Annotated in this window: 13 protein-coding genes and 6 tRNA genes; 13 read left to right on the top strand and 6 right to left on the bottom strand. The window is 67.7% G+C overall.

Annotated features, from left to right (window positions below):
• The first annotated feature begins 63 nt into the window (after nucleotides 1-63).
• Nucleotides 64-2,928, top strand: a complete 2,865-nt coding sequence (locus KIH73_RS04790; protein ID WP_219081114.1) for a glycoside hydrolase family 3 N-terminal domain-containing protein — start codon at nucleotides 64-66, stop codon at nucleotides 2,926-2,928.
• A gap of 89 nt (nucleotides 2,929-3,017) precedes the next feature.
• Here the strand turns inward: KIH73_RS04790 and tal are convergent, their stop codons facing one another.
• Nucleotides 3,018-4,121 (bottom strand): transaldolase, encoded by a 1,104-nt coding sequence (tal, locus tag KIH73_RS04785; RefSeq protein ID WP_219081112.1) that lies wholly within the window; start codon nucleotides 4,119-4,121, stop codon nucleotides 3,018-3,020.
• Between the two features lie 139 nt (nucleotides 4,122-4,260).
• Entirely contained in the window at nucleotides 4,261-6,357 is a 2,097-nt protein-coding gene (gene tkt, locus KIH73_RS04780; RefSeq protein ID WP_219081110.1) for a transketolase, read from the bottom strand.
• Nucleotides 6,358-6,667: 310 nt separating this feature from the next.
• On the opposite strand from tkt, the gene hrcA reads away from it, so the two are divergent.
• Nucleotides 6,668-7,771, top strand: a complete 1,104-nt coding sequence (hrcA, locus tag KIH73_RS04775) for a heat-inducible transcriptional repressor HrcA (RefSeq protein WP_219081108.1) — start codon at nucleotides 6,668-6,670, stop codon at nucleotides 7,769-7,771.
• A 55-nt stretch (nucleotides 7,772-7,826) separates the two neighbouring features.
• Nucleotides 7,827-8,975: a molecular chaperone DnaJ gene (gene dnaJ, locus KIH73_RS04770; RefSeq protein ID WP_219081106.1), complete on the top strand. Its 1,149-nt coding sequence runs from the start codon at nucleotides 7,827-7,829 to the stop codon at nucleotides 8,973-8,975.
• 129 nt (nucleotides 8,976-9,104) lie between these two features.
• On the opposite strand, the gene KIH73_RS04765 is transcribed toward dnaJ, so the two are convergent.
• Nucleotides 9,105-9,896, bottom strand: coding sequence for a fructosamine kinase family protein (locus KIH73_RS04765; RefSeq protein WP_219081104.1), 792 nt, complete (start codon nucleotides 9,894-9,896; stop codon nucleotides 9,105-9,107).
• A gap of 174 nt (nucleotides 9,897-10,070) precedes the next feature.
• On the opposite strand from KIH73_RS04765, the gene KIH73_RS04760 reads away from it, so the two are divergent.
• A complete protein-coding gene (locus KIH73_RS04760; protein ID WP_219081102.1) occupies nucleotides 10,071-10,955 on the top strand; it encodes an undecaprenyl-diphosphate phosphatase in 885 nt (294 codons plus the stop codon).
• Nucleotides 10,956-11,152: 197 nt separating this feature from the next.
• Here the strand turns inward: KIH73_RS04760 and KIH73_RS04755 are convergent, their stop codons facing one another.
• A complete protein-coding gene (locus KIH73_RS04755; protein ID WP_219081203.1) occupies nucleotides 11,153-11,956 on the bottom strand; it encodes a PAC2 family protein in 804 nt (267 codons plus the stop codon).
• An 840-nt stretch (nucleotides 11,957-12,796) separates the two neighbouring features.
• On the opposite strand from KIH73_RS04755, the gene KIH73_RS04750 reads away from it, so the two are divergent.
• The 9 genes from KIH73_RS04750 (at nucleotide 12,797) to pgsA (ending at nucleotide 18,001) form a co-directional block, all read left to right on the top strand.
• Nucleotides 12,797-12,869: transfer RNA gene (locus tag KIH73_RS04750), tRNA-Gly, on the top strand.
• 29 nt (nucleotides 12,870-12,898) lie between these two features.
• Nucleotides 12,899-12,969: transfer RNA gene (locus KIH73_RS04745), tRNA-Cys, on the top strand.
• A gap of 40 nt (nucleotides 12,970-13,009) precedes the next feature.
• Nucleotides 13,010-13,081: transfer RNA gene (locus KIH73_RS04740), tRNA-Val, on the top strand.
• Between the two features lie 35 nt (nucleotides 13,082-13,116).
• Nucleotides 13,117-13,189: transfer RNA gene (locus KIH73_RS04735), tRNA-Val, on the top strand.
• A 31-nt stretch (nucleotides 13,190-13,220) separates the two neighbouring features.
• A tRNA-Gly gene (locus KIH73_RS04730) sits at nucleotides 13,221-13,296 on the top strand.
• Nucleotides 13,297-13,342: 46 nt separating this feature from the next.
• Nucleotides 13,343-13,417 (top strand) — tRNA-Val (locus tag KIH73_RS04725).
• Between the two features lie 811 nt (nucleotides 13,418-14,228).
• Nucleotides 14,229-16,286 carry a threonine--tRNA ligase gene (gene thrS / locus KIH73_RS04720; RefSeq protein ID WP_219081100.1) on the top strand — a complete coding sequence of 686 codons (2,058 nt, stop codon included), beginning with the start codon at nucleotides 14,229-14,231 and terminating at the stop codon, nucleotides 16,284-16,286.
• Between the two features lie 319 nt (nucleotides 16,287-16,605).
• Nucleotides 16,606-17,238 carry an HIT family protein gene (locus KIH73_RS04715; protein ID WP_236022590.1) on the top strand — a complete coding sequence of 211 codons (633 nt, stop codon included), beginning with the start codon at nucleotides 16,606-16,608 and terminating at the stop codon, nucleotides 17,236-17,238.
• A 115-nt stretch (nucleotides 17,239-17,353) separates the two neighbouring features.
• Nucleotides 17,354-18,001, top strand: a complete 648-nt coding sequence (gene pgsA, locus KIH73_RS04710; RefSeq protein WP_219081098.1) for a phosphatidylinositol phosphate synthase — start codon at nucleotides 17,354-17,356, stop codon at nucleotides 17,999-18,001.
• Here the strand turns inward: pgsA and KIH73_RS04705 are convergent.
• Nucleotides 17,949-19,178: a sensor histidine kinase gene (locus KIH73_RS04705; protein ID WP_219081096.1), complete on the bottom strand. Its 1,230-nt coding sequence runs from the start codon at nucleotides 19,176-19,178 to the stop codon at nucleotides 17,949-17,951. The two genes, pgsA and KIH73_RS04705, sit on opposite strands and share 53 nt — an antisense overlap.
• Nucleotides 19,175-19,870 (bottom strand): response regulator transcription factor, encoded by a 696-nt coding sequence (locus KIH73_RS04700; RefSeq protein ID WP_219081094.1) that lies wholly within the window; start codon nucleotides 19,868-19,870, stop codon nucleotides 19,175-19,177. Before KIH73_RS04700 ends, KIH73_RS04705 begins: the two co-directional genes overlap by 4 nt.
• Nucleotides 19,871-20,021: the final 151 nt, after the last annotated feature.

Raw genomic sequence — 20,021 nt, 5'->3', positions numbered from 1 at the left:
GCCTACGATGCCAGGTACGCATGCATGCGATCTCGTGCATGAGAGAAACAAAGGAGTTGTCATATGATCGACATCAACATGAGCGATGTCGTCAGCGTCATCCAGTCATGCCGCTGGTACCTCGTCGCTCTGGCAGTGATCCTCGTCGTCGCGATCGTCACCGCCGTGGCGTGCCGCAAGGCGAACGTCGCGCTGCGCGGGCTGATCCGCAAGGAGTCGGCGATCGTCGCCATCGCGGCGATCGTGGCCGTCGCCAACCTCATCTGCCTCGGGCCGATGTCCACGCTGCTGACGCTGGCCCTCGGCGGCAGCGGCACCATCAGCGCCGAGGCCACCGACCGCAGCAACCAGGACACGCGCACCATCGCCGGCGAGGGCACGGTGCTGCTGAAGAACGACGGCGGTCTGCCGCTGGAGCCCGGCTCGGCCATCAACACCTTCGGATGGACCGTCGCGAACCCGGTGTACGGCGGCAGCGGCGCCGGCGCGCTGAACGACCTGTACGACCGCGTCACGCTGGTCGAGGGGCTCGAGGACGCCGGGTTCTCCGTCAACCAGGACCTGATCGATTTCTATAACAGCTACGGCCTGACCCGCAGCGACTACGGCACCGACTGGACGCTGCCCGAGCCGCCCGTCGCCGAGTACGGCGACGACCTGCTGGAGTCGGCGCGCGAGTTCTCCGACACCGCGCTGTTCGTGATCGGCCGCGTCGGCGGCGAGGGCAACGACCTGCCCACCGACATGGCTTCCGCGACGCACCAGGACAATTCGACCGAGTACGCCGACTTCGAGCAGGGTGAGCACTACCTGCAGCTGAGCCGGACGGAGCGCGACCTGCTCGACATGGTCTGCGACGACTACGAGAACGTCATCGTGGTGTACGACGGCCTGTCGCCGATGGAGCTGGGCTTCGTCGACGAGTACCCGCAGATCAAGGCCGCGCTGTGGTGCGCCGGCCCCGGCCAGACCGGCTTCGACGCGCTCGGCGACATCCTCAGCGGCGAGACGAACCCCTCCGGCAAGACCCCGGACACCTTCGTGTACGACCTGACCGCGACGCCGACGTTCAACAACATCGGCAACTTCCCGTACGACAACATGGACGAGTTCATGGTCGATGACAGCGACCCGTACATGAGCGGCTCCGTGCCGACGTTCGTGAACTACGTCGAGGGCATCTACGCCGGATACCGCTTCTATGAGACCGCGGCCGCCGAGGGCGCGATCGACTACGACAGCGTGGTGCAGTACCCGTTCGGCTACGGCCTGAGCTACACGACCTTCGAGCAGACGCTGGGAGAGCCGGTCGACAACGGCGACGGCACCATCGGCTTCGACGTCACGGTGACGAACACCGGCGACGTGGCCGGCAAGGGCGTGGCTGAGATCTACTACAACCCGCCCTACACCGACGGCGGCATCGAGAAGGCCAGCGCGAACCTCATCGACTTCGCCAAGACCAACCTGCTCGAGCCGGGCGACTCGCAGACGCTGTCCTTCACCATCAATGAGGAGGACATGGCGTCGTACGACCAGAGCGGCGACGGCCACTACGTCCTCGAGGCCGGCGACTACGTCATCTCGCTGAACTCCGACTCGCACACCGTCATCGACTCCTTCACCCACCACGTGGACGAGGACATCGTGTACGGCGAGGACAACCCGCGCTCCACCGACCAGGTCGCGGCGGTCAACCGCTTCGGCTTCGCCGCGGGCGACGTGACCTACCTGTCGCGTGCGGACGGCTTCGCCAACATGGACGAGGCGCTCGCCGCGCCGGAGAGCATGACGATGTCCGACGAGCTCAAGGCCGGCTTCATCAACACCTCCACCTACCAGGAGGAGACCGACGCCGACGCCGAGATGCCGACGACGGGCGCCGACAACGGCCTGACGCTGGCCGACCTGCGCGGCGCCGACTACGACGACCCGCAGTGGGACGACCTGCTCGACCAGCTGACCATCGACGACATGCAGGACATGATCGCCCACGGCGGCTTCCAGACCGCGGCCGCGGCGAGCGTGGACAAGGCCAGCACCGTGGACGTCGACGGCCCGTCGGCGCTGAGCAACAACTTCACCGGCGCCGGTTCGGTGGGCTTCCCCTCCGCGGTGATGATCGCGGCGACCTGGAACCCGGAGATGGCCTCCGCCTACGGCTCCGACATGGGCGAGATGGCCGACCAGCTCGGCGCCTCCGGCTGGTATGCCCCGTCGATGAACCTGCACCGCTCGGCTTTCGAGGGCCGCAGCTACGAGTACTTCTCGGAGGACAGCCTGCTGTCCGGCGTCATGGCCTCGAAGGCGGTGGCCGGCGCGGCCGAGCACGGCGTGTACGCCTACCTCAAGCACTTCGTGCTCAACGAGCAGGAGACGAACCGCTGGTCGATGCTGTGCTCGTGGATCCAGGAGCAGCCGCTGCGCGAGCTGTACCTGAAGCCGTTCGAGATGTGCGTGAAGGAGGGCGGCGCCACCGCGGTGATGTCCTCGTTCAACTACATCGGCAACGTGTGGGCCGGCGGCTGCCCGGAGCTGCTCACCGGCGTGCTGCGCGACGAGTGGGGCTTCCGCGGCTTCGTGGACACCGACTACTTCGCGGGCGCCTACTACATGAACGCCGACCAGATGATCGCCGCCGGCGGCGACACCTGCCTGTCCACGTTCGATATCGGCACGAACTTCGTGTCCTACACGGATAACCCGGTGTACGTGAACTACATGCGCGACGCCTGCCACGACATCATGTACACCGTGGTCAACAGCCGCGCCTACGCCCCGGAGAACCTGAAGACCGGACTGGAGACCTGGATGAAGGTGGCCATCGCCATCGACGTCGTCGTCGCCGTCCTGCTGATCGGCTGGGAGGTCCTCGCCATCCGCGCCTACCTGCGCAAGCGCAGCGAGCCCACCATCACCGTCGGCTGATAGCCCGCTCCGGTACTGAATACTGAAAAACGTACATCTCAGCACGCTGAGATGTACGTTTTTCAGGATCGATTGCTTATTGCTTCAGTTCAGCCGTTGACGCGGTCGATGCCGGCCTGCACGTCGGCGATGACCGAATCCCAGGAGTTGATGAACTGGGAGACGCCATCGGCCTCGAGCTTGTCGGTCACGGCCTTGAAGTCGATGCCGAGCTCGGCGAGCTTGTCCATGACGGCGTGGCTCTCCTCGTAGGTGCCCTGGATGGTCGGGGCGCCGTTGCCGTGGTCGGCGAGGGCGTTCAGGGTCTTCTCCGGCATGGTGTTGACCACGAACGGGGCGACCAGCTCGTCGACGTAGACGCAGTCGGAGTAGTTCGGGTTCTTGGTGCCGGTGGAGGCCCACAACGGGCGCTGCTTCTTGGCGCCCTTGGCCTCGAGGGCGGCCCAGCGCGGATCCTCCGCGAACTTCTTCTCGAACAGCTCGTACGCGATGCGGGCGTTGGCGATGGCGGCCTTGCCCTCGAGGGCCTTGGCCTCGTCGGTGCCGATCTCCTCGAGCTGCTTGTCGACCGCGGTGTCCACGCGGGAGACGAAGAAGGAGGCGACGGAGCCGATGTGCTTGAGGTCGTGGCCGTTGGCGTCGGCCTGGGCGATGCCCTCGATGAAGGCGTCAATGACCTGCTCGTAGCGCTCGAGCGAGAAGATCAGGGTGACGTTCACGGAGATGCCCTTGGCCAGGGTGGCGGTGATCGCCGGCAGGCCCTCGAGGGTCGCCGGGATCTTGATCATCGCGTTCGGGCGGTTGACCTTCTCCCACAGCTCGACGGCCTGCTTCTCGGTGCCCTCGGTGTCGTGGGCCAGACGCGGGTCGACCTCGATGGAGACGCGGCCGTCGACGAAGTCGGTCTTCTCGGCGATCTCGCGGAAGATGTCGGTGGCGTTGCGCACGTCGGTCGTGGTCAGCTCGCGGATGGCGGTGTCCACGTCGACCTTGCCGAGCTCCTTGAGCTGGGCGTCGTACGGGCCGACCTGGCTCAGGGCCTTCTGGAAGATGGACGGGTTGGTGGTGACGCCGACCACGTTCTTCTCGGCGATGAGCTCCTGCAGGTTGCCGGACTCGATGCGGGTGCGGGACAGGTCGTCCAGCCAGATCGAGACGCCGGAGTCGGACGTGCGCTGCGTTGCTTCAGTCATTTGTTTTTCTCCTTTGTTTCCGTTAGGGAACACATCTGGTGTTCCGGTCCGGGCGGCGGGGGAGCGTCGTGGCTCCCGCCGCCCGGACCGGTCGATTCCGCCGTGCGGAATCATGCGATCGTCGCCTTGCGGCGGCCGGTCACTTGGCCTCGTCGATGGAGGCCTTGGCGGCCTCGACCACATGCTCGGCGGTGATGCCGAGGTCGATCATGTTCTGGCCGCCGTCGCCCTGCAGGCCGAACTGCTCGATCGACACCGGCTTGCCGTAGGCGCCGAGGTACTTGTACCACGGCATGGCCAGGCCGGCCTCGACGGAGACGCGGGCCTTGACGGAGGCCGGAAGCACGGCCTCCTTGTACTCGGCGTCCTGCTCCTCGAACCACTCCATCGAGACCATGGACACGACGCGGGCCTTGATGCCCTCCTCGGCCAGGGTCTTGGCGGCGGCCACGGCCCACTGGACCTCGGAGCCGGAGGCCATGATGATGACGTCCGGGGTGCCCTCGGTGTCGACGAGCACGTAGGCGCCCTTCTTCACGCCGTCCTTGGCCTTCTCGGCGGTCTCGGCGAGCGTCGGCACGCCCTGGCGGGTCAGGATCATCGCGGTCGGGTAGGTGTTCTCCTTCTCGAAGAACGCGCGGTAGGCCTCGGCGGTCTCCCACTGGTCGGCCGGGCGGACGACCTCGAACTGCGGGATCGCGCGGAAGGAGGCCAGGTGCTCGATCGGCTGGTGGGTCGGGCCGTCCTCGCCGAGGGCCACGGAGTCGTGGGTCCACACGTAGAGGTTCGGGATCTCCATCAGCGCGGCCAGACGGCAGGCGGCGCGTTCGTAGTCGGCGAACTGGAAGAAGGTGCCGTTGAACGGGCGGGTGTCGGAGCCGAGCAGGATGCCGTTGGTGATGGCGCCCATCGCGAACTCGCGCACGCCGAAGTGCAGCTGGCGGCCGTAGATCGAGGCGTTCGGCCACTGGGTGGTCGCGTACTCCTCGGGCACGAACGACGCGGCGCCCTTGATGTTGGTGTTGTTGGAGCCGCCGAGGTCGGCGGAGCCGCCCCACAGCTCGGGCATGACGGCGGCGATCGCGTTGATCACGGCGCCGGAGGCCTTGCGGGTGGCGACCTTGGCACCGGTCTCGAAGCCGGCCTCGAGCTCGTCGATGGCCTTGTCGAAGTCCTCGGGCAGCTTGCCAGCGTGGATGCGCTCGTACAGGGCGGCCTTGTCCGGGTTGGCCTCGGCCCACTTGGCGAAGGCCTCGTCCCACTCGGCGTGGGCCTTCAGGCCGCGCTCGGCGACCTTGCGGGCGTGGGCCAGGGCCTCCTCGTCGACCGGGAAGTCGACGTCCGGGTCGAAGCCCAGGGTCTCCTTGAGGCCGCGGACGGCGTCGACGCCCAGGGCGGAGCCGTGCGAGGACGGATCGTTGGTCTTGCCCGGGGTCGGCCAGGCGATCAGGGTGTCAACCTTGATGAACTTCGGGCGGTCGGTGACCTGCTCGGCCTTCTCGAGCACCTTGGTCAGGCCCTCGATGTCCTCCTTGTAGGAGCCGTCGGGCTGGATGAAGCTGATCTCGTCGGTGTACCAGCCGTAGGCCTCGTAGCGCTTGAGGATGTCCTCGGCGAAGGCGATCTTGGTCTCGCCCTCGATCTGGATGTGGTTCGCGTCGAAGATCACGGTCAGGTTGCCGAGCTTCTGGTTGCCCGCGAGCGAGCAGGCCTCGGAGGAGACGCCCTCCTCGACGTCGCCCTCGCCGCAGATGACCCACACCTTGTGGTCGAACGGCGAGGTGCCGGCCGGGGCGTCCGGGTCGAGCAGGCCGCGCTCGTAGCGCTGGCCGTAGGCGAAGCCGACGGCGGAGGCCAGGCCCTGGCCCAGCGGGCCGGTGGTCATCTCGATGCCGGGGGTCAGGCCGACCTCGGGATGGCCCGGGGTGCGGGTGTCCTTGCCGCCGCGGAAGTACTTGAGGTCGTCGAGGGTCACGCCGTAGCCGGAGAAGTAGAGCTGCACGTACTGGGTCAGCGAGGCGTGGCCGCCGGAGAGGATGAAGCGATCGCGGCCGGCCCAGTTCGGGTCGTTCGGATCGTGCTTGATGAAGCGCTGGTACAGGGTGTAGGCGATCGGGGCCAGCGACACCGGGGAGCCGGGGTGGCCGTGGCCAGCCTTCTGAACGGCGTCCGCAGAGAGCACCTTCGCCATCTTGATGGCGCGCTCGTCCAATTCAGACCAGGTGTTATCGGTCATAGGTTCTACTTTCCTTCCAATACTTCGGACGCCACGCTTCACGGCTTGTGCCGGGCCATGAACGTCCTCACATTGCTCTTACATCCTAGCTTCGGCAGCCGACCTGAACCCGTATTTTCCGCGATTTTTCGCCGTGTCCGTTCCGTTAGCGCTCACATTTCACTCCGCGTTCACCGGGGACGAACGAATTAGCACTCAAATATGCGGAGTGCTAATACAATGGGCACGGAACAAGACACGCATCGCGACACGCAGGACACGCCGAACCCGTTCGACACACCATATCGCGACAGGAGCCAAGGAGGCACGCATGACGCAGTCACGACGCATGCTGGTGCTGCGCGCCGTGGTGGAGGACTACATCCGCTCGCAGGAGCCCGTCGGTTCGACGACCCTCGCCCGCGACCACGACCTCGGCGTCAGCTCCGCCACGATCCGCAACGACATGGCGGCGCTCGAGGACGAGGGCTATCTCATCCAGCCGCACACCTCCGCGGGGCGCGTCCCCACGGAGAAGGGCTACCGGTACTTCGTGGACCGGCTGGCCACCGTCGTGCCGCTGTCCGAGGCGCAGCGCCGCGGCATCAACAGCTTCCTGTCCGGCTCGGCCAGCCTCGAGGACACGCTGCAGCGCGCGGCCCGGCTGCTGGCGCAGATCACCGGCCAGGTCGCCGTCGTGGCCTCGCCCTCGCTGGCCAAGTCCACGCTGCGGCACGTCGAGATCGTCCCGGTCTCGATGACGACGCTGCTGGCCGTCGTCATCACCGACACCGGCCGCGTGGCCCAGCACCTGCTCGTCATCGGCTCGCTGCCGGAGACGGCGACGCTGTCGGCGTTCTCGTCCGCCGTGAACGCCCAGTGCGGCGCGCTGCCGCTGTCCAAGGCGGCGGACGCCGTGCGCGCCATGGCCGCGGATCCGCGGTGGCGGGCCATCGCGCCGCTGGTCGACGCCCTGGCCCGGGCCTTCGACGCGATGGCGGACGACGAGAGGACCAGCGAGCTGTACATGGCCGGCACCTCGCGGCTCGCCCACCAGCGCACCGTAGCCGACCTGGCGCCGCTGTTCGACGCGCTCGAGGAGCAGGTGGTCCTGATGAAGCTGATGAGCTCGCTGAGCGAGGAGGCGCAGGCCGACGGGGTCAGCGTCGCCATCGGTTCGGAGACGCACACGCCCGGGCTGATGCACGCCTCGGTGGTCACCAGCGGCTACGGGCACACCGGCGCCGCGCGCCCGTCCGGGGAGAGCGGGGCCGATGCGGGGCCGGCCGCGCAGGCCGGGGGAGACCCGGTGGCCTTCGTCGGCTCGATCGGCCCGACCCATATGGACTACGCCAACACGATGGCCGCGGTGCGCGCGGTGGCGCGGTACCTGACGTCATTCCTCGCCCACGACGAGGACGGTCCGCGGTCCTGACCCAGCCTTGTGGCACAATGGCTCGCGGACATCCGAACATGAAGGAACGAAACCAGTGGCAGATTACTACGAAGTGCTGGGCGTCGACCGCTCGGCAAGCGACGAGGAGATCAAGAAGGCCTATCGCAAGATGAGCCGCAAGTACCATCCCGACATCGCCGGACCCGAGTACGAGGACAAGTATAAAGAGGTCAACAACGCCTACGAGGTGCTGTCGAACCCGGACAAGCGCCGCATGTACGACGCGGGCGTCGACCCGAACAACCCGAACGCCGGCGGCTTCGGCGCGGACGGCTTCGGCATGGGGGACATGGGCGACATCTTCGGCCAGTTCTTCGGCGGCGCGTTCGGCGCCGGCGGCGGGCAGCGGCCCGTGCCGCGCACCCAGCCCGGCCGCGACTCGCTGGCCTCGGCGTCGGTGGACCTGCGCACCGTCGTCTTCGGCGGCACCGAGCACGTGCGCATCAACACCTTCGGCGTGTGCCCGGACTGCGGCGGCTCGGGCTCCGTCGGCGGCGCGCAGCCGACCACCTGCCCGGACTGCCACGGCCAGGGCTACATGCAGAAGGTCGTGCGCACGATGCTCGGCCAGATGATGACCACCGCGCCCTGCGAGCGCTGCGAGGGCCACGGCACGATCATCGCCAATCCGTGCGCCTCGTGCATGGGCCACGGCCGCGTGCGCACCACGCGCACCGTCGGGGTCAACATCCCCGCGGGCATCAACGACAACTCGCGCCTGCGCCTGGCCAACCAGGGCGAGGTCGGCGAGTGCGGCGGCGCCGCCGGCGACCTGTACGTCGACATCCACATCAGGCCCGACAAGCAGTACACCCGCAACGGCGACGATCTGCACTGCTGGATCCAGGTGCCGATGAGCTGGGCCGTGCTCGGCCACGACCTCGAGATCGACACCTTCGACGGCCCGCAGACCGTGGAGGTCCCCGCCGGCTGCCAGCCCGAGGACACCGTCACGCTCAAGGGCCTGGGCGTCACCAGGCTGCGCTCCAACGGCGAACGCGGCGACCTCGTGGCGCATGTGACCGTGCAGATCCCCACCAGGCTCAGCGACGACGAACGCGAGCTGATCGAACGCTTCGCCGCCAGCCACGACGAGGGCGCCACGCATGTCGCGCAGAGCTCGCGGCCCACGTCCGGCGCCAAGAAGGGCTTCTTCTCGAAGCTCAAGGACGCGCTGAGCTGAAGCCGGCGCCGCCGCACGCCGGCGGCCATACGACGACGCCGTGCGTCCCGAATTCCCGGGCGCACGGCGTCGTCGTATTCGCGCATCCCCGCAGCCCCGCGTCCTCGGCGCGGCGGCGTGCGGCCCGATTCAGCGCAGCAGCGAGCGGCACATCGCGCGGTACTCGCTGACGTACCCGCCGCCGAAGAACACGCAGTGGCCGGCGATGGGGTAGAGCTGCCAGAGCGTGCGGCGCTCCGGATACCCCGCCTTGAGCGGGTGCACCGACTGGTAGCCCTCGATGATCTCGGTCAGGTTCGACATGCCGAACAGGTGCAGCATCGCCAGGTCCTCCTCGCGGTGCCCGCCGTGCGCGGCCGGGTCGATCAGCACGGCCTCGCACGAGCCCGAGTCGTCGGTCCACATCACGTTGCCGCTCCACAGGTCGCCGTGCACGCGCGCCGGCTTGTCGTCGGCGGCGCGGCCGAGCAGTTCGGGCAGCGCCTCGATCACCCGCTCGGTCAGCTCCATGTCCGACCGGCGCAGCTCGCCGCGGTCGATGCCCAGCTGCACCATCGGGCGCAGCCGCCCTTCGGCCAGGTAGGTGGCCGCATCGGTCCATTCGCCGGTGTCCATCGGCACCGGGTCCTGCAGCGGGCCGAAGTAGCAGGTGCCCTCGTAGCCGTCGGGCGCGGAGCCGAAGTACGCGGCGCCCGCGTCGTGCATGCGGGCGAGCGCGGCGCCGAACGCGAACGCCGCCTCGCGGGTCGGCGCGCACGGCGACACCCGCTCGATGTCCAGATGGTTCTCGCCCCAGCCGTACACCTCCACGACGCGCGGGCCGCCCTGCGCATGCGCCGCGCCCAGCCACTGCAGGCCGCGGCCCTCGCATTCGAAGAATCCCTTCGGGCAGAACGCCCTGCTTTTGTGATATGTCGCCATGTTCCGTACCTTTCCGACGCCCGGCGCACTGCCGTCGGCGGCGCCGCGTGCGCCGCGTCCGGTCTCATTGTGTGCGTGCTGTGCGACAATTCGCGGCCATGCGGACCCGTGGTTGCCGCCTGGCGGTAGTCTGGGGTGTCGGTACTGCAAGCCACAAGAGAAACATGAGGGGTCATGAACTTCTTCGAAGCCATCATTCTGGGATTGGTGCAGGCGCTGACCGAGTACCTTCCCGTCTCGTCGAGCGCCCACATCCGCATCATCGGGGACCTGATGCTCGGATCCGATCCCGGCGCCGCGTTCACCGCGATCATCCAGCTGGGCACGGAGCTGGCGGTGCTGCTGTATTTCCGCCGCGACATCTACAACATCCTCACCGGCTGGTTCGGCTGCCTGTTCGGCCGCGAGGGCAGGGACTGGCGCTCCCGCATGGGCGCGCACAACCGCGACGCCCGCCTCGGCTGGTACGTCATCATCGGCACGCTGCCGATCCTGGTCTGCGGCCTGCTGTTCAAGGACGCGATCGAGACCACGCTGCGCAACCTGTGGATCACGGTCGCCGTCCTCATCGTGTTCGGCGTCCTGCTGTGGATCGTCGACGCCCGCTCGAAGCAGGTCAAGACGATCAAGGAGATGTCCGCCAAGGACGCGCTGCTGTTCGGCGTCGGCCAGATGCTCGCCCTGATCCCGGGCGTCTCGCGCTCCGGCGGCACCATCACCTTCGGCCGCGCCATGGGCTACACGCGCGAGGCGGCGGTGCGCGTGAGCTTCATCATGGCCATCCCGGCCGTCTTCGGCGCCGGCATCCTGGAGACGATCAGCGCCGTGCGCGACCTGGGGTCGGGCGACGCCGGCATGTTCCCGGGCTGGGGTCCGACCATCGCGGCCACGATCGTGGCCTTCGTCGTGGGCTACGTCGTGATCATCGGATTCCTGAAGTTCGTGTCGACGTTCTCCTACAAGGCGTTCGCGATCTACCGCATCGGGCTCGCCGTGGTGGTGGCCATCCTGCTCATCGCCGGCGTGCTGCCGCCGATCGAGGCCGCGGTGGCGGCCTAGCGGAACCGGTCGCCGTATCGCGACGATCGGATGATATGCGCGGGCGGGCCGCGACCCTCGTGTGGGTCGCGGCCCGCCCGCGCATATCCGGTCGTCCGCACGCCCCCGTTGTCGGTACGCCGTCCACGCCCCGCATTCGTGCGTCCGGGGCCGCCGGCGACCGACCGGACGCGCGAGGCCACGCAAAGCGCGCACCGTCAGGAGCTGCCGAAGTCCCGCAGGTACTGCTCGGCCTCGCGCACCAGCTGTTCGGCCTGCGGGGCGCCGAGCGAGGCCACCTCGCGGGCCTTGGCCTCCAGGTCGTAGTCGCGTTCGAGACGGCGCACGTAGTCGGCGAGCTCGTCGTTGCAGCGCACCAGCACCGACGCCTGCGCGGCCCACCGCTCGGCCTTCTTCGGCAGGTCGCCGGCGTCCAGCGCGACGCCCAGGCAACCGGACAGCGCCTCCAGCATGCGCAGCGTGGCCTGCGCGCACTGGTCGGAGCCGAGATACTGGGGGATCGAGACCCAGATGGACGTGGCGTCATAGCCGTTCTCGCGGGCCTTGGCGTCCAGCACGGTGGGGATGCCCACCGGGCCGTTGTACTCGCGGTCCATGTCGCACTGGCAGGCGCCGTCGGAGACGTCCAGCGGCAGGGGGCGGGTGTGCGGGCAGTCGGCGAACATGGCCCCCAGCGTGATGACACGGTCGACCTCGAACTCCTCGGCGATGTGCAGGCTCTGCCGGCAGTACTCCAGCCACCGGTAGTTCGGTTCGGGCGCGATCTGCGCGAGGATGTGCGTGTCCGGCGTGACCGCGATGTCGTAGAACGTCGTCTGCGGCCACAGGATGCGCCGGCGGCCCTGCACGTGGCAGGACATCGGGCGTGCGACCTGGTAGTCGTAGTAGCCGTCGCACCGGATGTGCCGCACCTCACGCGACTCGTAGGCCGAGATCAGGTGGTGCACCACGTCGGTGGCCGCCTGGCAGGCATCGTTCCACCCCTCGAATGCCGCGAGCATGACGGTCGTTCGTGTTTTTCCGCTCATGCCTCCAATGTAACCGGAGCGCCGGGAAACCGCGAGCTTATGCCATTGGTGAATCTTCCGCGAGGCCGCGGGACGGCGGGCGCGGCGGCCACGTCCGATGCCCCCGAGCCGCGATGCGCCCCGGCGTACCGCGCGGCCGGTCGGAGCGGCCCGCGGGCCGGCGGCGCAGACGAGACCACCGGGCCTCCCGCGGGCGCCCACGGGCCTCCGCGGGCGCATCGGCGCGGCCGGCGACCGTGGCGGCGAGACGGCGCCGGAGGAGCGTCCGACATGCCCTTCCGGGCGGCGGCGGGCGCGCGGGCCGACCTCCCCGTCGGCGCGGCCCGCCCGACGGCCCCGTTGTCGCCGCCAGGCCGTCATTGTCGTCTCCGCAGCGGCGCCGGACGGTATGCGGGGGATGCTTCATCCGCCGTCCCGCCGGCGTTCCCGCCGTCGTCCGCACCGGCGCCCCGCGACATGAACCGCGCACGGCCGGCGCGGACGGACCGACCGCGCGCCCGATTCCGTCGACACGGAACGTGCCGGCGCACGCCGCACCGGCAGGACCGTCCGTTCCGTCTCCATCGGCCGACTCCATCGACCGGCCGAACGATCGGGATGGGTCGACCGGCCCAATCCGATGTCGATGCGGATATTTTTGGCGCCATTGCCGCCCACATGGCGTACAACGCCGAAAACCGTTGCGGGACAAGGGTTTACGGGGTATCACCACCCCCGTGACACACCGCGCGACACGCGGATTTGCCAAACTCCACCGGCGTCGTTATAGTAGTTACTCGTGCTCAGGCAGCGGGAACGCTGCGGAAGACACACGCGGACATAGCTTAGTTGGTAAAGCGCAACCTTGCCAAGGTTGAGACCGCGGGTTCGAGTCCCGTTGTCCGCTCTAAGGTCCGAAGAGTTGACGACCTTTACGGTGGGTTAGCCAAGCGGTTAGGCAGCGGCCTGCAAAGCCGTATAGACGAGTTCGACTCTCGTACCCACCTCTCCGGAGCGGATGCGAATCCGCCGAGGAGACGCAGACCCGGGCGGTTGGCGCAGTGGTAGCGCACTTCCCTGACACGGAAGGGGTCACAAGTTCGAATCTTGTATCGCCCACTACGGAGTTCGCTCCGTTATATATAAATGAATATGGGTGATTGGCGCAGCGGCTAGCGCACTTCCTTCACACGGAAGGGGTCGTAGGTTCGATTCCTACATCACCCACGGAGTCCTGCTTCTCACGGTGGGATTCTTTGCGGACATAGCTTAGTTGGTAAAGCGCAACCTTGCCAAGGTTGAGACCGCGGGTTCGAGTCCCGTTGTCCGCTCCATGATTGGCCGTCATGCCAGGTGGCGTGGCGGTTTTTTCATGCGACCGGGCGGTTGGCGCAGTGGTAGCGCACTTCCCTGACACGGAAGGGGTCACAAGTTCGAATCTTGTATCGCCCACCAGTCGATGAGGGCGCCGGAGACGGCGCCCTCATCGCGTATTCCGGCACGATCCGCCGGTCCGTCCCGAAATGACGGGGATGCGAGCCCGGCCCACTGGCGTCGATGCCGGCCTGGGCGGCTCGGCATACGCGCCCAGGACGTCTCTTCATCCGAGTGTCGGTTCGGTAGCACTTGGGGCGATACGTGTGCTACCGAACCGACACTGAGGATCGCCCAGCGTCCGCTAAAACGCAGTCGCCCCGTTGTTTACCAACCACAACCGACGCCGACGGCAACCGGCCCCCGGCAACCGGCCCATGACAACCGGACCGCGATAGCCACCGGCACGACGAGCGATACCCCACGACGACCGAGACCACCGGTCGCGCCAGTGATGGCTCGGTGGTCTTCTCCGACACCCAGGCGCTTGACACTCCACGTCGGGCACGACGCCACGACGCACAAGACATCGGCAGAACCCGCAGGGAACCCAGGCACCACGTTCCCGCGCCCGGTCCCATCTCGACTATCTGCCGTCGATTCGGAGCCCGGCAGCCATCCATATGCGTTACGTGAGGCACTATTCCGCGGCGACCGCGGGTACGGGCGTTGCCGTGCCACGGCTCATACCCGCGACATCGCCCCCGGGATGCCTCACGTAACGCATATGGATGGCTGCAATGCCCGAAATCCGCCACAGCTAACGCGACAACACGCGAACCGGGGCGGCCCACGCCGGATGTCTCGCGCATTTCATATCGTGTCAACCGTCAACTGCACACGTCCAGGCCTGCACATTGGTACCGCGGGCCCCGATAGTAAAGGACATCCCATGGCTGAACAGACCATCTCCATCATCATCGACGACGAACGGAAGGAGGTGGATGCAAGCCTCACCGGAGTCGAGCTCTTCGCCGACGACAAGAACATCATCGCCGTCCGGCTGAACGGCGAGCCGCGCGACCTGTACACGCCGCTGCACGACGGCGACGTCGTCGAGCCGATCGCGCTGGACAGCGAGGACGGCCTGGCCATCATGCGCCATTCCGCGACGCACGTCATGGCGCAGGCGGTCCAGGAGATCCGCCCGGACGCCAAGCTCGGCATCGGTCCGGTGATCAAGGACGGCTTCTACTACGACTTCGACGTCAAGGAGCCGTTCACCCCGGAGGACCTCAAGGAGATCGAGAAGCGCATGCAGCGCATCATCAAGTCCTCCCAGTCGTTCCGCCGCCGCACGGTGACCGAGGACGAGGCGCGCGCCGAGGAGGCCGACCAGCCGTACAAGCTGGAGCTGATCGGCGACAAGGAGGCCGCGCTCGACCCCGAGGCCGCCACCGAGGTCAGCCAGGCCGAGCTGAGCATGTACGACAACGTCGACCGCGAGGGCAACACGGTCTGGAAGGACCTGTGCCGCGGCCCGCACCTGCCGAACACCCGCTACATCAAGGCGTTCAAGCTCGAGCGCACGGCCGCCGCCTACTGGCGCGGCTCCGAGAAGAACCCGATGCTGCAGCGCATCTACGGCACCGCCTGGGCGAGCAAGGACGACCTCAAGGCCTACACGCAGCGCATGGAGGAGGCCGCCAAGCGCGACCACCGCAAGCTCGGCCAGGAGATGGACCTGTTCTCCTTCCCGGAGGAGCTGGGCCCCGGCCTGGCGGTGTTCCACCCGAAGGGCGCGGCGATCATCAACGCGATGCAGGACTACTCGCGCGAGATGCACCGCAAGCACCACTACAGCTTCGTGCAGACCCCGCACATCACCAAGGGCCACCTCTATGAGATCTCCGGCCACCTGCAGTGGTACAAGGACGGCATGTACCCGCCGATGCGCATCGACGAGGAGCGCGACGAGGACGGCAACATCGTCAAGCAGGGCGTCGACTACTACCTCAAGCCGATGAACTGCCCGATGCACAACCTGATCTTCCGCTCGCGCCAGCGCTCCTACCGCGAGCTGCCGCTGCGCCTGTTCGAGTTCGGCACCGTGTACCGCTACGAGAAGTCGGGCGTCGTGCACGGCCTGACCCGCGTGCGCGGCCTGACGCAGGACGACTCGCACATCTACTGCACCCGCGAGCAGATGCGCGACGAGCTGAAGAACCTGCTGACCTTCGTGCTCAACCTGCTCAAGGACTTCGGCCTGAACGACTTCTATCTGGAGCTGTCCACCAAGGACGAGCACAAGTTCGTCGGATCGGACGAGATCTGGGAGGAGGCGACCACCACGCTGGCCGAGGTCGCCAGGGAGTCCGGCCTCGAGCTCGTGGACGATCCGGGCGGCGCCGCGTTCTACGGCCCGAAGATCTCGGTGCAGGCGCGCGACGCGATCGGCCGCACCTGGCAGGTCTCGACGATCCAGCTCGACTTCAACCTGCCGGAGCGCTTCGGCCTCGAGTACATCGCGGCCGACGGCACGCACCAGCGTCCGGTGATGATCCACCGCGCGCTGTTCGGCTCGATCGAGCGGTTCTTCGCGATCCTGCTGGAGCACTACGCGGGCGCGTTCCCGGCGTGGCTGGCCCCGGTGCAGGTGCTCGGCATCCCGGTGGCCGACGAGTTCGCCCCGCATCTGGCCGGCTTCGTCAAGTCCCTGGAGGACGAGATGGTCCGCTGCGAGATCGACTACTCGGACGACCGCTTCGGCAAGAAGATCCGCAACGCCTCGAAGTCGAAGGTGCCGTTCATCCTCATCGTCGGCGAGGACGACATGTCGAAGAACGCGGTGAGCTTCCGCTTCCGCGACGGCAGCCAGCTCAACGGCGTGCCGGTCGACCAGGCCCGCGCCTGGATCCTCGAGGTCATCGGCAAGCGCGTCCAGGTGAACTCCGCGGACGACTTCAAGGCCGCGGTCGGCATCGCCGAAGCCGTAGAGGACGCCGAATAATCGCGGTCGGATTCCGCAATCGCCACAGCGGGTCGGAGCATGCGCGCTCCGGCCCGCTGTGTCATGACGGGCGGATCGTGCATGGACGGCGCCGGAGGGGAACAAGCCCCGGACGCCTGCTTCCGAGGGCATCGCGCCGTGCGGTGTGTTCTCGGCTGCTCGCAAGCAGCGGATGACACACTGTACGGCATCGCATCGGGCAGGCTGCCCGGGCAGCATCGGCCGGTTCCTCGGGGGGGCGGCAGGCGGACGCCGATATCATTGAGGATGGCGGATGCCAGCGAATACGAACGGACGATGGTCGACGAAGGAGGCAGCGATGACTGACGAACGAACCCGGGACGGGCAGATGGAATCCGGGCGCGCGGCGGGGGAGCCGCGGGTGGACGATCCGGAGGCCTTCCCGCCGCCGGAGGACACGGTGGAGCGGCTGTGGACGCCACAGCGCATGACCTACGTGCTGCGCAACGACGAGGGCAGGGTCACCAAGCCGAAGAGCAAGGAGTGCCCGTTCTGCGCGGGGCCGAAGAAGTCCGACGAGGACGGGCTGATCGCGTGGCGCGGCACGCACGTGTTCGCGATCATGAATCTGTACCCGTACAACGTCGGGCATCTGATGATCTGCCCGTACCGCCACGTCGGCCTGATCACCGACCTGGACGACGACGAGCTGTTCGAGTTCGAGAAGGCCACGACGCTGGCGATGACGGTGATGAAGGAGGTCTCGCGCCCGGACGGCTGGAACATCGGCATCAACCAGGGCGAGGTCGCCGGCGCCGGGGTCGCCGCGCATCTGCACCAGCACGTCGTGCCGCGCTGGAACGGCGACGCGAACTTCATGCCGATCGTCGCGCAGACCCGCACGATGCCGATTCTGCTGTCGGACCAGCGCGCCGCCTATGCCGAGGCCTTCGAGCGCCTGGCCCCCGACTTCCGCCTGCCGGCGGCCTGAGCGCCGCTCCGAAGGGCCGTATGCCCCGATTCCCGCGGGGCATACGGTTTTCCGGCGCGCGCCGGGGCGGATGGTAGGGTGGTGGAGTCTTGACGACCGTATGAGGAGGAGAACCGTGCTGGAACGATTCCGCGGGGGATGGAAGCGCATTATCGAGCCGATCGCCAGGCTGTGCGTCCGGCTGGGCATCTCCGCGAACGCCGTGACCGTCGTCGGTTCCGTGCTTTCGATCGTGGTGGCGCTGCTGACCGGCGTGACCGGCTGGCTGTTCGCCGGCGCGTTCATGCTGACGATCCTCGTGCTGTTCGACTCGCTCGACGGCTCGGTGGCGGCGCTGACCGACGGCGGCACCAGGTTCGGCGCGTTCCTCGACTCCACGCTCGACCGCATCGCCGACTGGGCGACGCTGGCCGGCGTCATCCTGTACGTCAACCTGCACAACGACCTGTGGTACGACCCGGCGGAGACCTCGGCCCCCGACTATATGACCCCGTACATCACCGCGGTCGCGCTGTACGCGATCATGACCTCGTTCGTGACCTCCTACGCCCGCGCCCGTGCCGAATCGGTGGGCTGCGAGGCGAAGAACGGCGTCGCCACCCGGGCCGACCGCCTGGCGATCATCCTGATCGGCATGGCCGCCACCGGGCTGTCCGGCCGGATCGAGGTGCTCGCCGCGGCGATGACGCTGCTGGCCGTGCTCGGCACGATCACCGTCGTCCAGCGCATCCTCGAGGTGCGCCGGCAGATGCGCGCGGAATGACGGCGAGCATCGTCCACACGCCGTCGCTCCGGTCGACCCGGAACGTTCCGCCGACCGATTCGATCCGCCGGCGGTACCGTTCCAGACCGAACCCGTGACGGTGCGGTTTCCCGTCGCCGCGGCGGCCTTCGCCGGCTCCGTCACGCCGCGCCGCCTCGTCCGATACGCACACCCGATACAAAGCCGGGCCGCATGCCAGCGATACCGCATACCCGCCCTTCGGATCGGCGTGCCCGGCTATGTTCCCATACAGCTCGCGTAGGAACGGCACCAGGAACGCGGCATCCCGGTCATCGGGACAATCCCCGTCATCGCAGAGCAGCACGGACTGCCCGATGAACCCCAGGCCCGAAAGCCTTTCGTCGCCGACGGCCATGACGGTGCGAATGGAACCGGCCCCGTCACGCCGCCCGGACACGCCCCGGGTCGCGGTCCCGTCATCGCCGTCGTCGGACCGCCCATCCTCCGCCGTCTGCAGCCATTCGATGGCGTCGCGGGTCCGCTCCAGTGCGTGGTGCACGGCCGATCCGGCATCGGTCATCGCATCGTTCACCTCCCCGTCCGAGGTCTGCGCCCGCTGCAGCAACGCGGCGGCGTAGGACAGGTCGTTGGCTACCGAGTCGTGCAACCGGATCATGATCTCCTCCCGCATGGCCTGGGTTTTGCGACGCCGCTCCGCCCGCAGCAGCGCACGGTACCGGGCGAGCAGCATGCCGACGCCCGCCGCGGCACCGTACCATGCGGCGTTCTGCAGCAACGTGGACACCGTCCAGATGAGCGAAGCCCCCTGTCCCGCGGTCAGCAGCGTCGCGGAAACCGTGGGAACGCATGCCGCGAGCGCACCGCACCATGCGCGCCGATAGGCGAGCCGGCCGGCCGCGAGTGCGACGGCGGTCATGCAGGTCGACGGAACCCACTGCACGACCCCGCTGTGGACCACGGTGGCGATGTCGGCGAGCGACCACAGCAGCACCACGCCCCAGGGCGCGACCGTCGACGAGAACGACATGGCCATGACGATCAGACAGAACGCGACGCTGGTCGCCGTGGGAAGCGTCTCCACCGCCACGCTGCCCGTCGCGATGGTCATGACCTGCGCGAGACCCAGCAGACCGACGACCACCGCCGCGCAGCCGAACCATCGTGCCGCCGGCAGCAGGCCGACGATCCCCCTCATAGCAGCCCCTTTTTGGCGAGCATGCACACCGCCTGCGGAAGCGTGCGGGCGTGCAGCTTGTTCAGTGCTCGTTTCTGATACGAATACACGGTGGTAGCGTTCACCCCAAGATTCGCGGCGACCTCGTCCGTGGAGCAGCCTTGGGCGTAGCACCTCATGGTCTGCATCTCCCGCGAGGACAGCCGCTGCGGGATATCCTCCGCCTCGAATCCGGCGGTCCGAACATCCTGGCCGACACACCCGTCCACATCCGGGAAGCGGATTCCGTATCCTTCCGCCGCATCGGTCTGCATGGCCCTGCCTTGCGCGGCGAGTCTGATCGCCTGCGGCAACCGCTCGAACACGTGCCTTTTCTCGATCAGCGTCTGCATGCCGCAGGCCGCGGCATCGGAGAGGAACCGCTCCGGGGAGTACGCCGTGACCCCGACCAGCCCGATGCCGGGGCATCGCCGCCTGACCCGCCTGCATACCTCGATGCCGGAGATGTCGTCCAACGACATGTCGACGATCATCACGTCCAACGAAGCAGTTTTCGGGTCCATGCACCGGCGCAGCGCATCGGTACCCAGCTCGGTCCGCCACAGCACCGTGCATTCCCTCATGCGGCCGATGACCGCCGTCAGGCCACGCAACGAGTACGGATCGTTGTCCACGACGGCGAGGCGTATGGTTCCCCCTGCTGCTTCTCCCATGGCATCACTCTACCGGACCCGTCGCATGCGCGGGAAGCGTTGCCGTGGCTCCCACGGCACGGTCTTGACCGGCTCCGCGGCCAAGCCCGATGATGGCATCGTCCCAATACACCTCCGGAAGAAACAATGATGATCTCCGCAAGAAAGAGTA

The sequence above is a fragment of the Bifidobacterium phasiani genome, from assembly GCF_019331775.1.
Lineage (GTDB): Bacteria > Actinomycetota > Actinomycetes > Actinomycetales > Bifidobacteriaceae > Bifidobacterium > Bifidobacterium phasiani.
The sequence above is the reverse complement of the archived record's forward strand: the minus strand, read 5'-3'. Positions and strand labels throughout refer to the sequence as shown.